Below are 23,240 nucleotides of genomic sequence, written 5' to 3'. Positions count from 1 at the left end.
TCCGCGGTTTGTCAAGCAAAAGCTTAGTGTGCAAACTGTGAATTGTACAGATTCGTGTAGAAGCCATTCTGTGCCATAAGCTGGTCGTGGTTTCCCTTCTCGATGATATTTCCATCCTTCATAACTAAGATTACATCTGCCTCGCGGATTGTTGACAATCTGTGTGCAACAATAAAGCTCGTTCTGCCCTGCATCATACGGTTAAATGCCTTCTGGATCCGGATCTCCGTACGTGTATCAATGGAAGAAGTCGCCTCATCTAATATAAGCATCGGCGGCAATAACAGCATCACCCGTGTGATACACAAAAGCTGTTTCTGACCCTGTGAAAGATTGCCGCCATCCTCAGCGATCACCGTGTCATAGCCCTGTGGCAGACGGCGGATGAAGCTGTCAGAATGTGCAAGCTTCGCTGCCTGTACGATCTCCTCATCGGTAGCATCCGGCTTTCCGTATGCAATGTTCTCACGAATCGTACCGCTCTTTAACCATGTCTCCTGCAATACCATACCATAATTCTGGCGCAGGCTGTCTCTTGTCATATCCCGGATATCTGTACCATCAACGGAGATCGCACCGGTATCCACATCGTAAAAGCGCATCAGCAGATTGATGAGTGTACTCTTTCCACATCCGGTCGGACCAACGATTGCCACGCGCATACCCGGCTTTACGGAGAGGTTCAGGTTCGTGATGAGCGTCTTATCCTTTACATAGGAGAAGTTCACGTCCTTAATCTCGATCGCGCCCTTCGTATCTGTTAATACATATGCGTTTTCTTTCTCCGGTACCTGCGGTGTCTCATCCAAAAGCTCAAACACACGTCCGGCACATGCCATCGCATTCTGAAGCTCGGTAATGACGTTCGATATCTCGTTAAATGGTTTCGTATACTGGTTCGCATAGCTCAAAAAGCATGTAAGCTGTCCGACAGTAAATCCGGTCGAAATTACGGAAACTGCGCCGATGATACCAACCGCCGCATACACAAGGTTGTTAACGAATCTTGTACACGGATTGACAATGGACGAATAAAACGTAGCTGACATGCTGTCCTTCTCCAGACGTTCGTTGATCTCTTCAAAGCGGTCTAACGCATCATCCTCATAGCCAAATGCCTGCACGATCTTCTGCTGTCCGATCATCTCATCCACAAGCGATGTGATATCTCCACGTGTCTCCGACTGCTGATGGAACAGATGATAGGTACGCTTCGCAATAAACGATGCCACAAACAAAGAAAGCGGAGTCAATACAATTACAACCAATGCGATCGGTACATTTACGGCTATCATAAATCCAAGCGTTGCAAGAATCGTTACGATTCCGGTGAACAACTGTGTAAATCCCATCAAAAGTCCGTCTGCAAACTGATCGATATCCGACACGATACGGCTCACGATATCGCCATGCTTGTGTGAATCGATATACGAAAGCGGAAGCTCCTCCATATGATTAAACACTTCGATACGGATATCCCGCACAACGGAGTATGTGATATGGTTGTTAATAATATTCATAAACCACTGTGAAAGCACTGTCACAACGGTTACCATCAAAAATGTATAGATGATGTCCTTGATTCCATCGAAGTCAACCAGACCTTTTCCGACGATCAGGTCGATTGCATTACCGGTCAGAATCGGTGCATACAAGGTAGAGGCAACGGTGATCATTGCACAGACAAACGAAAGGATGACCAGAATACGGTATTTCTTGATGTGTGTCAGTACACGTTTTAACACAGCTTTATCAAAGCCCTGCAGCTTCTTTTTCTTATCCTTAGACATCTGCCTTCACCTCCTTGTTCTGGGATGCATAGATCTCCTGGTATACCGGACAATTCTTCATCAGTGTATCATGATCGCCTATCCCCGCGATCTTACCATCGTCCAAAACGACGATCTTATCTGCATACATGATGGAGGATGCACGCTGCGATACAAGGAACACGGTCGTATGATCCGTTTTCTCCTTGATTGCTTTCCGGAGTGCAGCATCCGTCGCATAGTCAAGTGCGGAAGAACTGTCATCAAGAATCAGGATCTCCGGCTTCTTCACAAGCGCACGCGCGATCGTCAGTCTCTGCTTCTGTCCACCGGACAGGTTCTTACCGCCCTGGTTCAGCATAAACCCGATCCCTCCATCCTTCTGCTGCACAAAATCCTCCGCCTGTGCAATCGAAAGCGCTTCCTCGATCTCCTCGTTCGTTGCATCTTCCTTACCCCAGCGGATATTATCCGCGATCGTTCCGGAGAACAGCACTGCCTTCTGCGGAACGACACCGATTTTTTCTATCAACTGCTCTCTTGGATATTCCATTACATCCACACCGTCGATTTTAATACTGCCCTGTGTGCAGTCATAGAAACGAGGGATCAGATTCACAAGTGTGGACTTACCAGAGCCGGTACCTCCGATAATACCAATCGTCTCGCCACGTTTTACCTTCAGCGATAAGCCCTCGATAGAAGATTCCTTTGCCTCCGCATACGTGAGACCAGCATCGACAAACTCCACCTTCGGAATCGCTGTACCACCGGCTGCTTCCACGGATGCAGTCTCATATGTCTGGCTGCTTGTCGTCTCAAAGATTGCCCCAAGACGGTTTGCACAGGCAACTGCCTTGGTCTCGGTAATGATAAGGTTGGCAAGCTTTACAAGTTCAATCAGAATCTGTGACATGTAGTTTACAAGTGCGTAGACCTGACCCTGTTTCAAGATACCAAGATCTACCTGCTTTGCGCCGCCCCAGATCAGGGCTACAATCGACAGGTTAATGACTGCGTAGGTCAGCGGATTTAAGAAAGAAGAAATCTTTCCGACGAAAAGCTGTCCTTTCGTCAGTGCTTCCGTTACCTCGGCAAACTCCTCTTTTTCCTTCTTCTCCTGATTAAATGCACGGATGACACGCACACCGGACAGATTCTCTCTGGATTTCAATGTCACTGTGTCAAGCTTGCTCTGTACTTTCTTATATAAAGGAATCGAAACAAGCATGATTCCAAATACGATCACGATCAGAACCGGAAGCGTGATAAAGAATACACGCGACGCCTTCGCATTGACCGTAAATGCCATGATCGTTGCGCCGAATACGATAAACGGTGAACGCATAAACAGACGCAGGAACATATTGATTCCTGTCTGCACCTGATTGACATCACTTGTCATACGTGTGATAAGTGTCGCACTACCGAGCTTATCGATCTCTGTATAGGAAAGTGTCTCGATATGCTTGAACAGATCATACCGGATTTCCTTTCCGATTCCCATTGCCGTCTTCGCTGAAAAATACTGCGCTGTGATGGAACATCCAAGTCCAATTACGCCGAGTCCGACCATGACAAATGCCATCTTGTAGATATACGGCTTGTCATTTCCCGCAATACCATTATCAATGATTGCCGCCATAACGAGCGGTACCAAAAGCTCAAAGGCCGCTTCTAACATCTTGAATAACGGTGCTAAAATTGCTTTCCATTTGTAATTTTTGAAATATTGTAATACTTGTTTCACGTTTCTTTCCTTTTTCTCTTTCCCTTATTTTATAGTTGACCTATGATACAAATTCCCTTAAACTATTATAGACAAGGATTTTTCTTTTTCAATACAAAATCAAAAAAATGTAAAGGAGATTCATACTATGGACGATAAAAACAGATCATTTTCAACCGATAATACCGACGACGATGACTATGTAGACATGGTGTTAGATGATGGCACAGAGCTTCATTGCAGTGTCATTGCCATCTTCCCAGTCGAAGGTCAGCAGTATATCGCATTGCTTCCGGACAAAGTCATAGAAGGCTACGAAGAAGACGACGTCTTCCTCTACCGTTACACAGAGAAGGAAGGCGACGACGTCGAACTTGGCATGATCGATTCCGAAGAGGAATACGAGATCGTTGCCGATGCGTTCGACGAGCTTTTAGATAACGAAGCCTACGAAGATATGTAAGCTTCTCTATTCTGTAAGGTCATAGATTTCCACTGTCTGTGTTTCAAACTGGAAGCTGTAAATGTATGACCACTGTGTCGTTCCGTTCAGACACAGATCGACATTTCCATAAAATGTACAATTATCATTTGCATCCAATGAAAATCCATCTACTGTCACACCGTAGATGGATGTTTCTTTGTCTGACAGCTCTTTCATCCGCAGGCAACTGTCGATCACCATCTGCCGCACATCATCAAGCGTGGTTTCTTTCTTCACAAGCGCATCCGTCAGCGTAAGCTTCTTATCCTGAATCCTGTCATAATTATAGCTTGCTATGTCTCCATAGCCACCGACAAGTGGATATTCGACATAGCGTACAACCGCCTGTAAATACTGATTCGTGCTATATTCTGTTGTGCGGATCTCCGGGATGATCTCTTTTCCATCTTTGTCTTTCTCATAAATTGCTCCCGGTCCATCCATGATGTCCTGATTCAATTCTTCGATCACCGCACTGTCATGCGTCGATGTAAATTGCGGAAGTTCTATCGCATGTCCGTCCAGTTCCGTATGTACTGCATACGTCAGGGAAGAATCCTCCGATGCATAATTTACCGCTTCGGTTGCATCTTCCTTTGCTGCACAGCCAATCAGGCACAGACAGCTTCCAATCGCCGCAAGCACCATAACCAGTTTTCCCTTTTTTAAGATTCCTTTTGCCATGTAATATCCTCCACAAACCGGCTCTTATCTTTTGCCTTTCCTGCGATTGTTCTCGGTACATAGATATGCATCGCATGTCTTGCCCGCGTCATCGCCACATAAAACATCCGCCGTTCCTCTTCGAGTTCCGCTGCCGTTTTTGCCTTTTTATACGGCGTAATCTCTTCCACTGCATCGAGAATGTACACCGTGTCAAATTCCAATCCCTTCGCACTGTGCATCGTCATAAGATTGACACCCTTCCGCATCCGGTTCTTCTCCTGCTGTCTCGCAAGCTGCTCTTTGTATTCATCTATAAATGTAAAAAGCTCCGCGTAGCTTTCCATATCTTTAATCATATATCCAAATTCATCTAAAACCTCATACATCTCCGATGCATCAAGCTGGCGGTATTCCGCGTAATCCTTAATATACGTGTCATAACCGATAAAATTCCGTATGAAATTGAGTGCCGGATACGGGCGCAGCTTCCGAAGCATCTTTACATCTGCCATCAGCTTATCCAGATTCTCGACGACGGACTCCTTATTGCGGAGCCGAAACCGCAGCTTATCATAATCAACCGGATCTTCAAGCAAGGCGTCCCGGCTGATATAGCGCGACGGTTTATTTATGATTCTTAAAAATGTCGCCCGCGAGGTATCGCCCATCGCAATCCGCATATAATCCAGCACATACCGCACTGCAAAATGGTCAAACAGATTCGGCAATGCATCACTCAACGTATATGGGATATTATATTGATTGAGCTTATAGGCAAGCCGACGCGGCTGTAAATTTGTCCGGTACAACACCGCTTGTTTTTCATATGCGATTCCAGCCTGATACTGTTCCCGAATACGCCGTATGATACACTCGTTTTCCTCCGCCTCATCCTTCACGGTATGCATCTGTACAATCCCAGGTTCTTTTGAAACTGCTTTTAACTGCTTCTTATATCGCGTCTGGTTCTTCTCAATTACCTGCGTTGCCGCCTGCACGATCCGGTAATCGGAGCGGTAATTTTCTCCGAGGTACACAATCTCACAACTTGAAAAATCCTTGCGAAACTGCTGCATGATCTCTGGTCTTGCGCCCCGGAATCCATAGACGGACTGGTCATCGTCTCCGACGATACATGCATTTTGCCGTGGATTTGCCAGCATCCGAAAAATCTCATACTGAATCCGGTTGCTGTCCTGAAACTCATCTACCATGATATATGGAAACAAACTTCTACATTTATCCAAAATATCCGGTCGCGCTGTTAATAGTTCATAGCAAAGTACCATCATATCGTCAAAATCGATCAGCTTCCTGCGTTTTAACTCTGCATCCAGCCGTCGGTACAATTCCCGGAATGCATGTTCTGGCATATCCTTACTGTAATAATTTTCCACATCCATCATGTCGCATTTGACAAGGCTTACCTGTGAAACAATACTGCTTACAATCTCTTCCTTGTTCTCGTAGCTCAGCTCCATCGTATGTAAAATCTGCTCGATGATCCCCCGCTTTTCTTCCTCGGAAATCACACGCAGCATGGATTGCCCATATGCAGTTTTTAAAATCCAATAAAATATGGAATGAAAGGTTCCAAATCGAACCGGATATTCCTTTCCGGGTGTCATCGCACGAAAGCGTTGCTGCATCTCCCCTGCGGCTGCCCGTGTAAAGGTTATAACAAGAATATCTGCGGGTGAAACACCCGCAGATTCTATCAGATACTTGATTCGTTTTGTAATTACAGTTGTCTTCCCGGAGCCCGGTCCTGCAATCACCATCATAGGTCCATCCACATGCGAAACCGCCTTGGATTGTGCCTCGTTTAATTTCATATTATGCATTCGCTCCACAGCACTTCTTATACTTCTTTCCGCTTCCGCAAGGACATGGATCGTTACGTCCAACCTTTGGCGGCTTTACGATTGTCTTGGAAGACTTCTGGATCTTGTACAGTTCCTTTCTTCTCTCAGGAGTCAGGATCTTATCCCACTGTGGAAGTGTATACAACCACTCTGCGTTGCAGTCTACCATGTTCATATAAAGCTTCTCTGGATCATAACCAAGCGCTACCTGTGAATCTTCTTCCAGCTCATCGACCTTGTTTGGCACGATCAGACTGTCCTCGATACCATCCAGAAATCCGATCATCAGCTCAATGCTCATATCGTACTTCTCAGCCAGTTCTTTGACTGTACCGCCCTCGATCTCAACCGGATTCTCAAGAATCTTCTCATAGATTGCCTTTTCTCTCTGGAAATAATCAAGCCAAAACTCCTTTCCTTCTGGAGTTCTGTCATCAAGACTATATGCATGCTCACGCCATTCTGTTAATAAACTCATAACCGTACCTACACAGTGTTATCCTGTGTTTTCCTTTCATTTTTTCATCCAATCTAGTATAGCAAACCAGCCTTTATTTTTCAAGACCGATTCTTTTTGTGATTTTGCAGAACCTTTCCCAGCCAAAGCACCACATAAATGAGTATCGGTACTATAATCACCAGCGCCAGACTCGGCATAAAATATTTGCTGCCCGTCACGCCGGTCACGATCACCAATATGATCAGTGCAAAGATCACAACCAGTCCCACCCACGCCATTACACGTAAAATCGGGCGTCTGCGTATACTTTGTTCATACGTTTCTGTCTTTTTTTCTTCCATGCTCTCTCCATCGCCGCAGCGTTTTGCTTATTCATATCGAAGTGCATCGATTGGATTCAGGTTCGATGCCTTGACCGAAGGAATAAATCCAAACACAATTCCAATCACCATAGAGAAGATTACTGAGATTGCAATCGCTGCTCCGCTGATTGCAACCGGAACTGATGCAACATCAGAAATCAGATATGCAAGTCCCACGCCAGCGCCAACTCCGATGATACCACCCATGCTTGTAAGCACAGCTGCCTCTGTCAGGAACTGCATCAAAATCACTGATTTTCTAGCTCCTAACGCTTTCTTCAGACCTATCTCTCTCGTACGTTCTGTCACAGATACCAGCATGATATTCATAACGCCGATACCACCTACCAAAAGAGAAATACTTGCAATCCATATGAGCTGCTGGCTTGTCGATGCACTGACCTCCTGCATTGCCTTCGCAGTCTCCAGAAGATCTTCACTCTTATACTTAAATGAAGAGCTGCTGCTATCTTCATCCGTTCCGCCTTCCGAAACATTCTCACTGCTTGTGGCTGGCATATAGGAATTCATGATATCCGCCGTTTTCTTTCCTGCATTTGTCATGGCATCTGTACCCGCCGGCTTCACAACCAAGTTATATGGCTCATCAAACGAGAAGATCAAAGGCCAGTTGACATCTGTGATAAACACCTGACCGGAGGATGTATTTCCATAGTAGGTATACCAGTCATTCATATTGGTAACCTTCGGAGTAAACCCATCAATCTGTTCAACAACACCGACAATAATAAACGGCTCGCCCTTGATCTCCAGGGTCTTACCGATCGGATTCTCACTTGCAAACAATGTATTCGCTGCAACGGTATCCAGAATTACGCCCTTGGTATAATTCGTCCAGTCCTGATCCTCAAACAGTCGCCCGGTCTGCACGGTATATCCCATCACACGGAAATAATCCTTATCTACACCATAAACCGGTGCATTGCCCAGATCCTTTGTTCCGCTGTTGATACCTTCATAAAGTGCGCCATACCGGTAAGATGCAACAGCCGTTACCTCATCCACTGCCAGAATCTCATTTTTTATATCATCTGTGACCATTGGCATATTCTCCGGTGTAGAAGAATCACCGGATGTATAGGTCCATTCACCCTGATACAATTTTACATTTACAATATTATTTCCAGAGCCGACCAGATTCTCTTTGATCTGCTCACTGGTTCCCTTGATTGTTGATACAATCGCAATAATTGCCGCAATACCAATAATAATACCAAGCATGGTAAGAAGGGAACGCATCTTATGTGCCCAAATACCTTGGAACGATAATCTTATATTTTCTAACATAGACTGATTTCCTTTCTTATCAATTATACAGATCATCCGTCGACTTCTGTACAGTCTTTACGCCTTCCACTGCCTCATCGAGATATGGGAATGCAATATAATCCTGCATCGTCAGACCACCAAGTATCAGAACAGCATCTCCGGATGTCTTATTTCCAACCTTAATGTAGGTTTTCTTCAATCTTCCATCAACATCCTTCATGACATAGTAATTGCTTCCTTCCTGTTTCATAAATGCCTTCGACAAATAGAAACCGCCACTCGTGTCCTCCGAACCGGAATTCAGTGTAATCTCCATATACATATTCTGACTGACATCCGTGGAATCAGTCAACGCAATCTTGATTGGATAATAGGTTTCCACCTTGCCATTGTAATTCGTATATCCATCCGCCGGGAACGTAGAAATCTCTGTGATCGTACCTTCATAATTCATACCGGTATCATAGCAATACATCGATACGGTATCACCAACCTTGACCGTTGACATTGCAAGCTCACCAATTTGGCTTTCGACCAGATATCCATCTGCCGCACTGACAACAAGAACCGGATCTCCGCTCGAAGCTGCTTCATCCGCAGTTATCACGCTCTTTACCACGCCATCGAAATTCGCCAGTACTTCACCGGTTGCGTTCTGCATCTCTTCCATCTGAAGCTTGACCTGTGCAATCTCGTACTGTGTCTGCATTGTTTTGATTTCCTGTTCTTTCTGCGCGATCTGATTCTTCAATTCCTCTCTTGTCGGAGGCGTATCTGCATCCGGATCTGTATCCGGATCCGGCTGTGGCGCATCTGAACCTGTTGCAACCGGAGTCGCCGGTGCCTCTGTTGTCGGAATATCCTCTAATGGTGTAGTTGCTTTTAACTTCTCGAGTTCACGCTGTGCATCAATAATCGACACGCGGGATAACTCCAGTTCCGATCTTTGCAGTTCTAACTGTAAGTCGTTGGCAGTTGTATCATACACAAGCAGCACATCACCTGCTTTCACGCTCTGACCTTCCGTTACCTTGATCTCCGATACGGACTGTGTCTTTCCTACATAGACCTTCTGCTCAGAATTCACAGTCACATTTCCACTCAATGTACTGTTATCCCACATATCCGAAGCGTCATATCCAATATCACTGACCGCATACACGCCTGCAGTCTTACTATTCTGATTCTTCTGCTTCAAGGTGCGGAGTGCAAAATAAATACCACCGAGCACAACCACGCAGGAAAGAACGATAATAATTATTTTCTTTGCCTTATTCATGCTCATCACCTCCGGTCACCGGCTGGGCATCTCCCTCATACAGCTCACCATCAATGATTTTTACAACTCGATCTGCATAAGACGCAATCTCGTCAGAGTGCGTAATCATAATGATTGTCACTCCCTGCTTATGCAGTGTGTCAAACAGCTCCATCACCTGTAAACCTGATTTGGAATCAAGTGCTCCCGTCGGCTCGTCGGCAAGCAGAATCTTCGGATCTGCCACCATCGCACGCGCAATCGCCACACGCTGTTTCTGTCCACCGGAAAGCTGTGTCGGCTTGAAGCTGACACGATCCGCCAGATCAACCATCTCCAGCATTTCTTTTGCCTTTTGTTTTCGTTTCTTGATCGGCACCTTCGCATACTGTAACGGAAGCGCTACATTGTCAAGTGCACTCTGTCTTGGCAGCAAATTAAAATTCTGAAATACGAATCCAATCTTCTGGTTGCGCACTTCGGAAAGTTCTTTATCTTTGCACTTTTCAATCTCCACATCATCAAGCAGATAAGTTCCTGAAGTTGGCTTATCAATACATCCGATAATATTCATCAGCGTGGACTTACCAGAACCTGATGGTCCCATAATCGCCACATACTCCCCTTCTTCTACACAGAGATTGATATCTTTCAGTACAGGCACTTCCATCGTGCCCTGAATATAATTCTTATAGATATTTTTCAATTCCAGTAACACTATTGCACCACCTCGCTATCGCTGTCTGGCGCAGATTCATCCTGTGGTGCAGCTTCTTCCACGGATCCATCAATGCCATCCGTATTGGCACCATCATCAATATTATTTATGCTGCCATCATCTAAAATACCATCATCCGTGTAACCGTCCACGCTGCCATCATCCGTGTATCCATCATCATAAAGACTATCTCCACCGGTTGCATCCTCTACCGTATCGTCAATCACAACGTCCTCATAGTTATGTGTAACCTTCATACCTTCCTTGACACGATCTTCCGGATATGCAATATAATCATCCTCCGTCAGACCAGACAGAATCTGATACCGCATCATATTCTCATCATACTCACCAAGTTCTACTTTACGCTTCTCAATGTATCCCTTTGCATTTTCTGCCCATACATAGGCACCATCGTCCTCCTGCATGATATAATATTCATCCAGCCACAGACCTTCCTTCACGTCACCCTGTCCATAGTCTGCTTCCACATAGACATGCTGACCGAGCATCAGACCATCCGTGCTGTCCAGGCTGATATAAAATGGATACTTTGTTGCTGTTGTTCCTGAACTCATATAATAATCATTGTTGTTTCCATTGTCCGGATGTTCGAGATCAATCTTCGTTACAGTACCTGTCCAGGTTGAATCATCCACTCTGGAACGTATAATCATGCTCTGTCCCTCTGACATACTGCGGACTGTCAGTTCGCTTGCGGTTGCCTTGATTCGGTAATCGCCCTTTGCCATAATTGTGATATACGCGTTGCTTGTCGAATCTGAACCATTATCCGAATTACTATTGCTGCTATCATCATCCGAGCTGCTTGTCGAATTGTTCTCATTGATTGTCTTGATGATACCATCCATCGGTGCAACAACCTTTGTATTCTCCATAGAAAGCTTCTGACGATCAATCTCCAGCTGCTTTGCACTTGCATCATAGTTGGCCTGATTGACCTGTGCCTGCAGATTCTGGATCTGTGCGCTGTAGCTTAACTGCTCCTCCGCTGGTGCTGCTGCCTTCTCTGTCGTAAGCGATGCAATCTGTTGATTCAGTGTCGCAATGTTATTGTTGATGCTTGTAAGCTCCAGCTCCAACTGACGAAGCTGCAACTCCATGGACTCGGTATCGTACTCAAACAGTACTTCACCTGCCTTGACTTCATCTTCTTCCTTCACATACAATTCCTTGACTTTCTTGTCACTGTCACGGTTTACACCCTTGACCTCCTGTGACTCAACCGTTCCCATATAGCGGCTTTCTGTCAGGTCATATCCTCCATTTAAGTCGGATATTTTTGTTGCATATACCAACTCTTCGTTCGATGCCTTTTTATTATGCAAAACATAATAAATTGCTCCGGCTGCGCCTGCAAGAACAAGCAGTACTACAATTAAAATGATGATTCCCTTTTTCTTCATTTCCATACCTCTTACTTTTCTTTTTTTATCAGGTGAAACCAATCCTGTATACGCTTTTCATATCCGAGATTCCCCGGCTTATAGAATGTTCTCCCTACTAACTGATCCGGCAGATACTGCTGTTCCACATAATGATTTTCATAGTCATGTGCATACTTGTATCCAACGTTTCCAAGCTTTTCCGCCCCGGAATAATGCGCATCCCGGAGATAGACCGGCACCTGACAGTTTCCAACCTCTTTGACTGCCTGCATCGCATCGAAAATCGCATTGACTACCGCATTGCTCTTCGGTGCACATGCCACATAGGTTGCCGCCTGCGCCAATATGATCTGCGCCTCTGGCATACCAACACGTTCCACTGCCTGTGCACATGCGGTTGCCACCTGTATTGCCTGCGGGTCTGCGTTGCCGACATCCTCACTGGCACAAATCATAATTCTTCTGGCGATAAATGTCACGCTCTCCCCTGCGTATAACATCTTTGCCAGATAATACACGGCGGCATCCGGATCGGAACCGCGCATGCTTTTTATAAACGCGGAAATAATGTCATAGTGGTTATCTCCGTCTTTATCATATCGTATGGAGCGCCGCTGAATGCACTCCTCCGCCACAGGAAGATCTATCACAATCTTCCCCGTCTCCGGATTCCGCTCGGTCGACAGGATGCCAAGCTCAACTGCATTCAGTGCATGTCTCGCATCGCCCTCCGACATATCTGCCAGAAAATCAACTGCCTCCTCCGTAATCTCCGCGTCATAGCTTCCCATACCCTTTTCGGTATCGGTCACTGCACGCCGGATCAACGTCTTGATGTTCTCCTTCGACAACGGTTTTAACTGAAAAATAGAAGAGCGCGATATTAACGCAGAATTCACTTCAAAATAAGGGTTCTCCGTTGTCGCGCCTATCAGTATTACCGTTCCATCCTCTACAAACGGGAGAAGATAATCCTGCTGCGCTTTGTTAAACCGATGAATCTCGTCCACAAAAAGAATCGTCTTCTTGCCATACATTCCGAGATTATCTTTTGATTCCTTCACCACTGCCTCGATATCCTTCTTCCCGGCAGTCGTCGCATTCAGTTCCTTAAATACCGCGCTCGTCGTATTGGCAATCACCATCGCAAGCGTTGTCTTCCCCGTCCCTGGTGGACCATATAAGATAATCGAGCTGAGCTTATCTGCCTGTATCACACGGTACAACAGCTTATCCTTTCCAAGAATGTGCTCCTGCCCTACTACCTCGTCCAATGAAGTCGGCCGAAGCCGCTTTGCAAGCGGGGATTCGCCCTTCTTCATGTTTGTCTCTCTCATATAATCAAATAAATCCATTTGCTTTTACCTAGATGATCTCAAGCTTGCGAATCAGGCTGTCAAACTTCATGATATCAATCGGTTTACACATGTACTCCTCATAATCATCACTCGCATAACTTGCATCAAACCCTTCATCAAGTGCACTGATCATAATGACCTTACAGCGCTTGTCTCTTGGTGTACCAAGCTTCCGCTCCGCATCCCGGATAGACGCCAGCGCCTTATATCCATCAATCTTTGGCATCATAATATCCATACAGATCAGATCGAACCGTTCGTTCGTGCTGACCGCATTTACAAATTCATCCACGGCTGCGATTCCATCTCTTGCCAGTACGACTTCACCATACTTTGACAACAGCTTCTGCATAAATTTTCCACTTGCCAAATCGTCCTCTGCTACTAATACTTTCATAAACTGCCTCCCAATCCTATTCTCACGCTTATTTTTTTATCTGAAGTAACTGCATCCATTTCTGAATATTATCCATATATTCTTCCTTGAACGACTTCTTGTGATAAGAAATTCTGCGTTCCAATATATGACTCATCGCCATACCCGTTACATTGTTTGCCAACACAGGCGCCGAAATGACGTCTGAGATTTCTCCGGCGTCCATTGCTTTTTGAAACAAGTCTCCCAGAAATGCCAAACGTTCTGTGATGCACCATGCAATCCTCTCCCGCGTCTCCACGATATGTAACAGTTCTTCATACTGAAGCATCAATGTGGAAATCGCATAATAGTTATCATAATAGGTTGCATACGCTTCCAGATAATCGATCAGTTTTTCCACATAGGTTGCATCCTTTGCCTGCACCGTCTGACGAATGCCTTTGTCAAACTTTGAATATGTTTCGACCACCTCCACGAGCACTTCATCAATGCCGCCAAAATATTTGTACATGAGTGCCTCTGACATATTTTCCTTCAGGGCAAGGTTTTTAGTTGTAAGAGCTGATAATCCGGATTCGCTGATAATTTCGATTGCAGATGCAATTATTCTATCTTTTCTCGATACAAAGCTGTCCCCCAATAGTATTCCTCTCCGTCCTATTTTTTACATACGTTCATTCTATGCCATTTGCCTGTTTTTGTCAATAAAATACAAAAATAGGAGCCATCGTTTTACACGGTGACTCCTACTTTGTTTCACTCAATAAATATAACAAATCCCAATTCAAAATTCAGTATAACAATGCATGCAGAATCTATAAAATATAGGTACCCTGTTACTTGATTAAGCTAAACTACTTGATAACAGTTACGTTTGTAGCCTGTGGTCCCTTCTCGCCATCAACAACATCAAACTCAACCTTCTGATTCTCTTCAAGGTTCTTGTAACCTTCCATGTTCAGTCCTGAGTAATGTACGAATACATCCTTGCCGTTCTCGTCTGTGATGAATCCAAAGCCCTTCTGGCTGTTGAACCACTTTACTGTACCTTTTGTCATGACAAATCCTCCAATTTTTAAAATCGCATTTCTATCTGAAAATGCGTTTTAACAATAGCACACACACGTGCATTCGTCAAGCATTTATCCTACAATATTTCCCAATTCTTTATCGTAAAAATAGACCGCATCTGACAGAAATTCCGTGTCGGGAACTACAAATTCATTGACTTCCCGCAGTGTATTTTCTAACATTTCCTTTTCTTTTTTTGCATCTGTAAGACACAATAACAGCTCGTTCACACTCGACGGCACGATGTAGACACTTTTTCCCATCTGCTCTGCAAACGAGGCGACCACATCCTTGTAGAGCAGCATCGTCGCACCATAGATAAACTGCCGGTTCGATAGGATATAGACCTCCGGTTCCTCCGGATACACATGTTCCTGTGGAAACCGTGTCCGCAAAAACTCATCCAGCCGCATAAGAAATGGCGGAAACAACCGGATCGTGTTCTCCTTTGCCATACAGTACAGTTCTTCCACTGTACATGCGCTCTTCTCCATGCTGTCATAGTCAATCAACGCAGACGCAATCCCCGCCTCGTCCATCTTTACAAGATAGCGGAACGTAATTGCCATATCATGAAACGGAATATACGGGCAGTTTGCAAGCGTCTCCTGATTGCGTTCGTAATTCACCAGACGCAAAAACACACGACTCTGCATCTGATCCAGATCAACTGTCAACGGTTCCTGCTTTTGCAGGCAGTCTTCCACCAGTCTGTATTCCTTTGCGACCAGTTCTAACACATCGGAAAGTGATGCCTGCTGCCGCACCATATACTGATAATATTGTTCCAGATAAATCGTTGGGGATACATAATCTCCCTGCAATAAGATCACAAGTCCGACATGCTCGACGCCATTGTTATGACACACCGTCTCCAGCCGGATGCTCTCGATCTCATACTGCAAAAGATACTCTGCGATACCGTTTACCACGGCATTACAAAAAGATTTAAAATCCATACGCTCCATATTTAAAACTCCTTTATTCTAAATAATTCACGTAGGAAAATTCAGACCGGACATGTCTGAATGATGACATCCCTTATTATATTTTCTTTTTTACAAAAGCACAACCACTTACAGCAAAGTTTTCAAAAATGCAACAAATAATTGCATTTCTTTATCGGTTCCAATGCTGATACGCAGATAATTGTCAATCCTTGGCTTATCAAAATACCGTACGAAAATCTTATGTTCTCTTGCGTTCTCAAATATTTCTTTCGCCGGAATCGTCTTGTGTGTCGCAAATACGAAGTTCGCACTTGACGGAAGCACAGTAAATCCAAGCGCCTCGATCTCCTTTACAAACCATGTTCTCGTATCGACAACCTTCTTGACCATCTCCTTAAAATAGTCATCTGCCTTGATCGAGCAGGTTCCAAGCTCGATGCTTGTCAGATCCATCGTATAGGAATTGTAGGAATATTTGACATCGTTTAAGTAACCGATCAGTTTCTCATTTCCGAGCGCATATCCGATACGGAGTCCTGCCATCGAACGGGACTTCGAGAATGTACGGACAACAAGCAGATTGTCAAATTCCTTCAGAAGCGGCAGTGCTGTCTGTCCACCGAAGTCGACATATGCCTCATCCACGATCACGATCACATCCGGGTTGTGGCTTACGATGTCACGCACAAATTCAACCGGCTCTGCGATTCCGGTTGGTGCATTCGGATTCGGGAATACAACGCCTCCATTTTCCCCATAATAATCGGACGCTTTGATACGGAAGTCCGCATCGAGCGGCTTCGTCTCATATGGAATCCGGAGCATATCTGCCCACACATCGTAGAAGGAATATGTAATATCCGGGAAGAAAATCGGCTTTCCCGAATTGAAAAATGTCATAAATGACATTGCAAGTACATCGTCGCTTCCGACACCGACAAATACCTGATTTTTATCCACACCGTGATACTCTGCAATTGCATCAACCAGCTTTGTCGCTGCCGGATCCGGATACAGACGCAGATTTTCTAACTCTACCTGCTTATTTAATACCTCAGGTGCCGGTGGATATGGATTCTCATTTGTATTTAACTTGATAATGTCCTGTTCCTTTGGCTGTTCGCCCGGTACATATGGCACAACCTTTCGTATATTTGCTTCCCAGTTTCCCATAAGTCTCGTTCCTCCAAACTATTTCAGTCTCTTTAAGATCTCCAGTGTATATTCCCACGTTCTCTGCACGCTGTCAACATGCAATCGCTCGTTCGGTGTGTGGATGTCATACATCTGCGGGCCATACGACACGCAGTCCAGATCCTTCATCTTATCCATGAAAAGTCCACATTCCACGCCCGCATGGATCACATCCAGCTTCGGCTTCCCGCCATATAACTCCTCGTAGACAGCGACCATCACATCGCGCAGCTTTGATTCCTGCTTATACTCCCATGCCGGATATGTCCCGCTCTCCGTGTACTGTCCACCCAGATGTTCACACAATGTCCGGATCTGTAAAGCAAGCAGATTCTTCTCACTACCTACACTGCTCCGCACCGAAAATCCCATCTGTACTTCCTCTTCCTTCATGGTAAGAATTCCAAGATTGAGCGACGTCTGCACGAGTCCCGGCATCGCATCACTCATTTTCTGCACGCCATTTGGAAGCAGTACGAGTGCATCGATAATTGCATCGCCGCTCGCACGGTTCATCACCTGTGCCACCGCTTCTGTACATTCTTTTATCTTCAATGTCACATCCGGATCACTTACCTGGTATTCATGGCTGATCGTCGCCTGCAGCGTCTGCACCGCCTGCTTCACAGTATCCTTTGCTTCTGCTTCCACGACAAACACTGCCTGTGCCGCACGTGGAATTGCATTATCCTTCTTGCCACCGTCGATCAACACGAGCCGGATGTCTGCCGCTGTCTGTATCGCCTTTAACGTTCTGCCTAGCGTCTTGTTCGCATTCGCGCGCTGCTTGATGATCTCCATGCCAGAATGTCCACCGAGCAGTCCATCAACACTAAGCTGCATACAGACCGGATGCATCAGATTACATGCTTCCCACACAATCGGCATATGGCAGACCGCCGTCATACCTCCGGCACAGCCGACCAGAAGCTGTCCCTCATCCTCCGAATCAAGATTCAGCATATACGATGCCTGCAGATCATCGGTTGTAATCCCTGCCGCACCAAGCATGCCGATTTCTTCGTCGACCGTAATCACAACTTCCAGCGCCGGATGTGGTATATCTGCAGCATCCAGAATGGCAAGTGCAAATGCAACCGCGATTCCATCGTCGCCGCCAAGGGTTGTCCGGTCTGCACGTATCACATTCCCATCAAGCACCAGATCCAATCCCTGCGTATGGAAATCAATCTCCTTGTCGTCCGTCTTCTCACAGACCATATCCATATGTCCCTGTAACATCACGACCGGCGCATCTTCGTAACCGCTCGTCGCCGGTTTCTTGATGATGACATTTCCAAGTGTATCCTGTCTCACATAGAGATTCCGTTCCTTTGCAAATGCAACCAAATAATCGCTGATTGCCTGTGTGTCCGAAGATTCGTGCGGAATCCCACAGATCTCCTCAAAATAATGAAAGACTGCTTTCGGTTCTAACTGTGCAAGCACTGCCATAGTGGCTGCCTCCTTTTTTTCGCAATTACATGCATATTATTTTTTCTTTATAGCTCTTACTTTCTCTTCAAATGCGGCAATGAAATGTGCCACCTTCTCCTCCGTCCGAAGGTGTGCGTCGAGATCGACTAATATCTCGCGCAAAGACTTCTGTGGGGAGTACTGATAATTGTTCCGGATCACGCCGATATCCCAGCCCTCGGCTGCCCACGCCTGATTTGCCGCTGTAAGCAGTGCCTCATTCTCGCAGATGACCTTGAGCTGTGTATCCACACTATAACTATATGGAGATTTCACATCGAGATAGATGCGTGTCTCGCCAAATACATCCTCCGCTGCCGAAGAGGTTGCAGCCAGAATATCATAATAGCCTTCCTCCACTGCAAACTGTTCAAGATCCATATCATACGATGCAAGATCCCGGATTGCAATGGCGAAAGTTACATCCTTCTTCTCGCCCGGTGCAAGCTTCACCTTCTCGAAGGCTTTCAGCTCCTTCTCCGGCTTTGCAAGTGTGCTGTACGGATCATGAATATAGATCTGTATGACTTCGCTACCTGCGACCTTACCGGTATTCTCCACGGTTGTATGAACCTTGATCGTATCCCCATCGACTGCCGCATCCACCAGCTTGCAGTCAAATGTTGTATACGACATGCCATAGCCAAATGGATACCTTGGACGGAGCTTCTTCTTATCATAATACCGGTAACCGACGTAGATACCTTCGCCATACGATACATGATACCCATCTCCTGGGAAATTCATGTATGTTGGCATATCCTCGATCCGCTCTGGGAATGTAATCGTCAGTTTACCAGATGGATTTACCTCACCTGCGATCATATCGGAAAGTGCCTTTGCACCTGCCATACCCGGAAGGAACGTTGCAAAGACTGCCTTTACATTGTCTGTATCAATCTCACGCATATCGATCGGTCCACATGTGTTCAGAACTAAGATCACGTTCTTGCCAGCCTGTGCTAACCGCTTTAACACTGCCAGATCCTCATCGGCAAGCGCAAGTGTCTTCCGGTCATTTCCTTCCATGCCCGGTACGATGCCGATCATAACCACATACTCTGCCTGCGCTTCGTCAACTACATCGAAATACCGTGCAAACTCTGCCGCTACGTCCCCGTGACGGCTTGTATCAATCCCGGCAGAACCGGAGCCACACTCTAACATCTGTGCATGTCCGCTGCCAAGCAGTGCGATCTTCGTATGCTTTGCAAGCGGGCAGGCTGCATCATTCTTAAGCAGTACAATTCCCTCGCAGGCTGCCTCGTAGGCTGCCTCGTCCGTCTGCTTTATGATTTCATCTACCGGAAGCTTGTCAACTTCTTCCTTCTTATAGTTTTCTGTAATCCACTTGATTGCAGTAAGTACACGTTCGCATGCCTGATCGACCTTCTCCTCTGACAGTGTAGCTGCTTTCACTGCATCATAGATTGCCTGTGGTTCGCCCGGTCCCGGCATCGCGAGATCCGTTCCGCCAGCAAGTGCCTTTGCAGGATCTAAGACAGCGCCCCAGTCCGACATTACCATACCGTCAAAGCCGAAATCCTTGCGCAGCTTCTCCTCTAATAACCATGCACTCTCTGTACAGCGCACACCGTTGATCCGGTTGTACGCATTCATGATAGACTTCGTGCCACCCTCTTTTACGCACGCACGGAAGCCCGGAAAATAAATTTCCTCCAATGCACGCTTCGAAATCGTCTCATCGATTCCTACCCGGTTTGTCTCCTGGCTGTTCGCCGCATAATGCTTCACGGTTGCAGAGACACCATAGCTCTGGATGCCCTTGACGATTTCCGGTGCAAGCTTCGATACGACACACGGATCCTCAGAATATCCCTCGAAGAGACGTCCATTTCTCGGATCACGCAGAATGTTGACATTTGGTCCGAGCAGGAAATGCACGCCATAGACACAACACTCTAATCCAAGTGCCTCACCAACCTTGCGGATTACCTCCGGATTCCACGTACAGCCAAGCAAAATGCCCGGTGGATAACAGCCCGGCGCATAATCCTTACCCTGCAGGCGCACGTCCATATGCTTCTTCACCCAGCCGTATAACACCTTCTCATCTTCCGAAAGCTTCTCCGGCTCAAAATAATGCTCAATCACATGTACAAGCCGCGTGCTTCCAATCATATTGACCGGCTTGCTCGTATCTGCGTCGATCTGCTTACGCTCCTCGGCATTCGACCAGTCCTCATACTCGGTCATATCGCCGAATACCTGCTCCAGATTCATACCGGTTGCACCGTCCAGAAGCTGCATACGCGGCACACCGAGACGGTCGATTCCATAGCTTCCGAAGAAGGTCGCACCATTTACCAGATGCGACTTCTCCTCGAGCGTCATATTCTTTATAATTTCCTGTATTTCCATTTCTTTTCCTCCAGTATATAGATAGCTTTATGCAGCCAGTGCAAAATATGCGATCACGGCGATGCCGAGGATGATACGATACACACCGAACACCTGGAAATCATGCTTTTTGATATAGCTCATTAGGAACTTGATCACTACAAGTGAAACAGCAAACGCAACGGCACAGCCGACAATCAGGATCACAAGCTCCGAGCTTGTGATTGCCACACTCATCTTAATTACCTTCAAAAGCGAATATCCAAACATAACCGGAACCGCTAAGAAGAATGTAAATTCAGCAGCTGCTACACGGGATACACCGATCAGGAGTGCTCCTATGATCGTCGAACCGGAGCGGGATGTACCCGGTACAATGGATAACACCTGGAAAAGACCTATCAAAAACGCAGTCTTATATGTGATATCTTCCAGCTTCTCCACCTTCGGTGTCCGCGTCTTGTTCCAGCGTTCCACGATGATAAAAACGATACCATAAAAGATCAGGGCACCTGCGATCACATACGGCGTCTCGAAATGTGCTGTGATATAATCATCAAACAGCAGTGTCACGATAGCACCCGGGATGCAGGCAACAACAACCTTAAACCACAGGGAAAATGTCTCCTTCACACAGACCGGTTTTGACTTATCTTTCATCTGAAATGGCCACATTTTTTTCCAGAACAACAGGATAACTGCCAAAATTGCGCCAAGCTGAATGACAACAAAAAACATCTCCTTGAACTCTTTGGATGCCTGAATCTGGATGAACTCATCCACCAGAAGCATATGTCCGGTACTGCTGATCGGAAGCCATTCTGTGACTCCTTCTACAATTCCTAAAAAAACAACCTTTAAAATTTCAACTATACTTAACATGGTTTCCTCCGGCAGAAGCGTTTGTATCCGAAACGCCCTGCATTTTTGATTTTAATATTTTATGAATTTTTCTTTTTCTTGATCTGCTCTTCCATCGCCTGAATCACAATCTCCAACGCTTTTATGCGCGCATATTTTTTATCGTTGGATTCCAGTATATGCCAGGGCGCATACGTCGTATTTGTCTTTTGCAGCATCTCATTAACCGCATCCTCATAGAGATCCCATTTTCCCCGGTTTCGCCAGTCCTCATCAGTGATCTTCCAGCGTTTCTCCGGGGTATTCTGACGAAGTGTGAACCGCTCTAACTGGGTATCCTTGTCGATCTGCACCCAGAATTTCACGATGACGGCACCCCAATCATCAAGTTCTTTCTCGAACTCATTGATCTCGTTGTACGCCCGCTGCCAGTCGTTTTCCGAACAGAAGCCTTCCAGACGCTCTACCATCACACGTCCATACCAGGTACGGTCGAAGATTGCAATGTGTCCGCTCTTCGGCAGTCTGGTCCAGAAGCGCCACAGGAAATGCCGGTTTTTCTCGTGTGGCTCCGGGCTTGCAATCGGGTGAACCTCATAACCGCGTGCATCGAGAGCCGCAGCAATCCGCTTGATATTACCACCCTTTCCGGCGGCATCCCAGCCCTCATAAGCGATGATAACCGGAATCTTCTCACGATATAACACATTGTGCAGTTCCGACAACCTTTTTTGCAGCTTTTCGAGCTTCTCCTGATATTCTTCCTCGGTAAGTTCCTTGTTCAAATCCACATCCGCAAGCTTCGGGATTGGAGAAAGCGGGAACAGATTCGGCAGGATCGGTACTGCACGTCCACTGTTTGCAAGCGCAGTCTCAATATTCTGATTGATACGCTCTAAGATCTGCAGCTCTGCCCATTTCTTACTCTTTGCATCAATGGCATACCACGGTGCATACGACTGATTTGTCTGCTCCATGTAAGTCTGATAAACCTCTGAACATTTCTTATGCTTTTTGTTCTGCCACAAGTCCTCCTCGGAGACACGCCATGCCGTGTTCTCATCAGCAAGCAGCTCCTCCATCCGCTTCTTCTGCTCATTCTCATCAATATAAAAGAAGAATTTCAGGATCGTGCAGCCGTTATCCGAAAGTGTCCGTTCAAACCGCTTGATACTGCAGATCTTCTTTCCAAACGCTTCCTCGTCCAACTGCTCATGCACACGGTCTCTCACGATTTCTTCCATCCAGCCGCCATCCATGAACGTGAACTGTCCATTCTCCGGAATCCGCTTGAAATATCGGTATAAAAATGGTTTCCGAAGCTCGGTCGGCTCCGGCTGATCCATTGTCTCAACATGGAAAAAACGCGGATCCATGTTCTTAATGATCTTGCTTAACACACTGCCCTTTCCGGCAGCCCCAAATCCCTCGAACAAAACCAGTACCGGAAGCTTCGCTTCTTTGACCTTGATCTGCAAGGTGGCAAGCTTCTCTCTCGCTGCGGACAGTCTCTCCTTGAGTTCCTCGTCCTTCGGTTTCGTGATTGATGCGATCGTTTTCTCCATAGGCATCCTCCTTCT

At 46.1% G+C, this 23,240-nt stretch carries 21 protein-coding genes; 1 reads left to right on the top strand and 20 read right to left on the bottom strand.

All coding sequences use genetic code 11. The features are described from left to right. Nucleotides 1-23: 23 nt before the first annotated feature. Nucleotides 24-1,790 (bottom strand): ABC transporter ATP-binding protein, encoded by a 1,767-nt coding sequence (locus H9Q76_RS05495; RefSeq protein ID WP_249321804.1) that lies wholly within the window; start codon nt 1,788-1,790, stop codon nt 24-26. Continuing rightward, complete coding sequence (locus tag H9Q76_RS05490) at nt 1,783-3,519, bottom strand: ABC transporter ATP-binding protein (RefSeq protein WP_249321803.1); 1,737 nt, start codon at nt 3,517-3,519, stop codon at nt 1,783-1,785. Before H9Q76_RS05490 ends, H9Q76_RS05495 begins: the two co-directional genes overlap by 8 nt. 127 nt (nt 3,520-3,646) lie before the next feature. On the opposite strand from H9Q76_RS05490, the gene H9Q76_RS05485 reads away from it, so the two are divergent. Continuing rightward, nucleotides 3,647-3,961, top strand: a complete 315-nt coding sequence (locus tag H9Q76_RS05485) for a DUF1292 domain-containing protein (RefSeq protein ID WP_021984293.1) — start codon at nt 3,647-3,649, stop codon at nt 3,959-3,961. A gap of 6 nt (nt 3,962-3,967) precedes the next feature. Here the strand turns inward: H9Q76_RS05485 and H9Q76_RS05480 are convergent, their stop codons facing one another. From H9Q76_RS05480 to pap, 18 genes are all read right to left on the bottom strand, one after another. Beyond that, on the bottom strand, nt 3,968-4,666 hold the full coding sequence (locus H9Q76_RS05480; protein ID WP_196020039.1) for a hypothetical protein: 699 nt from the start codon (nt 4,664-4,666) through the stop codon (nt 3,968-3,970). Then, the gene (locus H9Q76_RS05475; RefSeq protein ID WP_249321802.1) at nt 4,648-6,483 is read right to left on the bottom strand and encodes an ATP-dependent helicase; all 1,836 of its coding nucleotides are present in this window, start codon (nt 6,481-6,483) and stop codon (nt 4,648-4,650) included. The genes H9Q76_RS05480 and H9Q76_RS05475 overlap by 19 nt, the downstream gene beginning before the upstream one ends. 1 nt (nt 6,484) lies before the next feature. Next, the gene (locus H9Q76_RS05470) at nt 6,485-6,991 is read right to left on the bottom strand and encodes an SEC-C metal-binding domain-containing protein (RefSeq protein WP_021984290.1); all 507 of its coding nucleotides are present in this window, start codon (nt 6,989-6,991) and stop codon (nt 6,485-6,487) included. An 80-nt stretch (nt 6,992-7,071) separates the two neighbouring features. After that, entirely contained in the window at nt 7,072-7,314 is a 243-nt protein-coding gene (locus H9Q76_RS05465) for a hypothetical protein (protein WP_249321801.1), read from the bottom strand. Between the two features lie 27 nt (nt 7,315-7,341). Then, on the bottom strand, nt 7,342-8,643 hold the full coding sequence (locus H9Q76_RS05460) for an ABC transporter permease (RefSeq protein ID WP_117780745.1): 1,302 nt from the start codon (nt 8,641-8,643) through the stop codon (nt 7,342-7,344). Between the two features lie 19 nt (nt 8,644-8,662). Further along, complete coding sequence (locus H9Q76_RS05455; protein ID WP_021984287.1) at nt 8,663-9,904, bottom strand: efflux RND transporter periplasmic adaptor subunit; 1,242 nt, start codon at nt 9,902-9,904, stop codon at nt 8,663-8,665. After that, nucleotides 9,897-10,601: an ABC transporter ATP-binding protein gene (locus tag H9Q76_RS05450; protein ID WP_021984286.1), complete on the bottom strand. Its 705-nt coding sequence runs from the start codon at nt 10,599-10,601 to the stop codon at nt 9,897-9,899. The genes H9Q76_RS05455 and H9Q76_RS05450 overlap by 8 nt, the downstream gene beginning before the upstream one ends. Then, complete coding sequence (locus H9Q76_RS05445; RefSeq protein ID WP_249321800.1) at nt 10,601-12,028, bottom strand: efflux RND transporter periplasmic adaptor subunit; 1,428 nt, start codon at nt 12,026-12,028, stop codon at nt 10,601-10,603. Before H9Q76_RS05445 ends, H9Q76_RS05450 begins: the two co-directional genes overlap by 1 nt. A gap of 11 nt (nt 12,029-12,039) precedes the next feature. Next, complete coding sequence (locus tag H9Q76_RS05440; protein WP_117780720.1) at nt 12,040-13,365, bottom strand: replication-associated recombination protein A; 1,326 nt, start codon at nt 13,363-13,365, stop codon at nt 12,040-12,042. A gap of 10 nt (nt 13,366-13,375) precedes the next feature. Continuing rightward, entirely contained in the window at nt 13,376-13,765 is a 390-nt protein-coding gene (locus H9Q76_RS05435; RefSeq protein ID WP_021984283.1) for a response regulator, read from the bottom strand. Between the two features lie 28 nt (nt 13,766-13,793). Beyond that, the gene (locus H9Q76_RS05430; RefSeq protein ID WP_021984282.1) at nt 13,794-14,387 is read right to left on the bottom strand and encodes a TetR/AcrR family transcriptional regulator; all 594 of its coding nucleotides are present in this window, start codon (nt 14,385-14,387) and stop codon (nt 13,794-13,796) included. Nucleotides 14,388-14,601: 214 nt separating this feature from the next. Beyond that, nucleotides 14,602-14,805, bottom strand: a complete 204-nt coding sequence (locus H9Q76_RS05425) for a cold-shock protein (protein WP_021984281.1) — start codon at nt 14,803-14,805, stop codon at nt 14,602-14,604. 84 nt (nt 14,806-14,889) lie between these two features. Beyond that, nucleotides 14,890-15,786, bottom strand: coding sequence for a DUF5688 family protein (locus H9Q76_RS05420; RefSeq protein WP_249321799.1), 897 nt, complete (start codon nt 15,784-15,786; stop codon nt 14,890-14,892). Nucleotides 15,787-15,894: 108 nt separating this feature from the next. Beyond that, nucleotides 15,895-16,941: a histidinol-phosphate transaminase gene (hisC, locus tag H9Q76_RS05415; RefSeq protein WP_118545088.1), complete on the bottom strand. Its 1,047-nt coding sequence runs from the start codon at nt 16,939-16,941 to the stop codon at nt 15,895-15,897. An 18-nt stretch (nt 16,942-16,959) separates the two neighbouring features. Continuing rightward, nucleotides 16,960-18,417: an aminoacyl-histidine dipeptidase gene (locus H9Q76_RS05410; protein ID WP_249321798.1), complete on the bottom strand. Its 1,458-nt coding sequence runs from the start codon at nt 18,415-18,417 to the stop codon at nt 16,960-16,962. A gap of 36 nt (nt 18,418-18,453) precedes the next feature. After that, entirely contained in the window at nt 18,454-20,820 is a 2,367-nt protein-coding gene (locus H9Q76_RS05405; RefSeq protein WP_021984277.1) for a beta-glucosidase, read from the bottom strand. 27 nt (nt 20,821-20,847) lie between these two features. Next, nucleotides 20,848-21,681 carry an undecaprenyl-diphosphate phosphatase gene (locus H9Q76_RS05400; protein WP_021984276.1) on the bottom strand — a complete coding sequence of 278 codons (834 nt, stop codon included), beginning with the start codon at nt 21,679-21,681 and terminating at the stop codon, nt 20,848-20,850. A 59-nt stretch (nt 21,682-21,740) separates the two neighbouring features. Further along, entirely contained in the window at nt 21,741-23,225 is a 1,485-nt protein-coding gene (gene pap / locus H9Q76_RS05395) for a polyphosphate:AMP phosphotransferase (RefSeq protein ID WP_249321797.1), read from the bottom strand. Nucleotides 23,226-23,240 lie beyond the last annotated feature (15 nt).

Source organism: Wujia chipingensis, from assembly GCF_014337155.1.
In the GTDB taxonomy this organism is placed as follows: domain Bacteria; phylum Bacillota; class Clostridia; order Lachnospirales; family Lachnospiraceae; genus Coprococcus_C; species Coprococcus_C hominis.
Note: the sequence above shows the minus strand (reverse complement) of the source record. Positions and strands in the feature narration are given on the sequence as shown.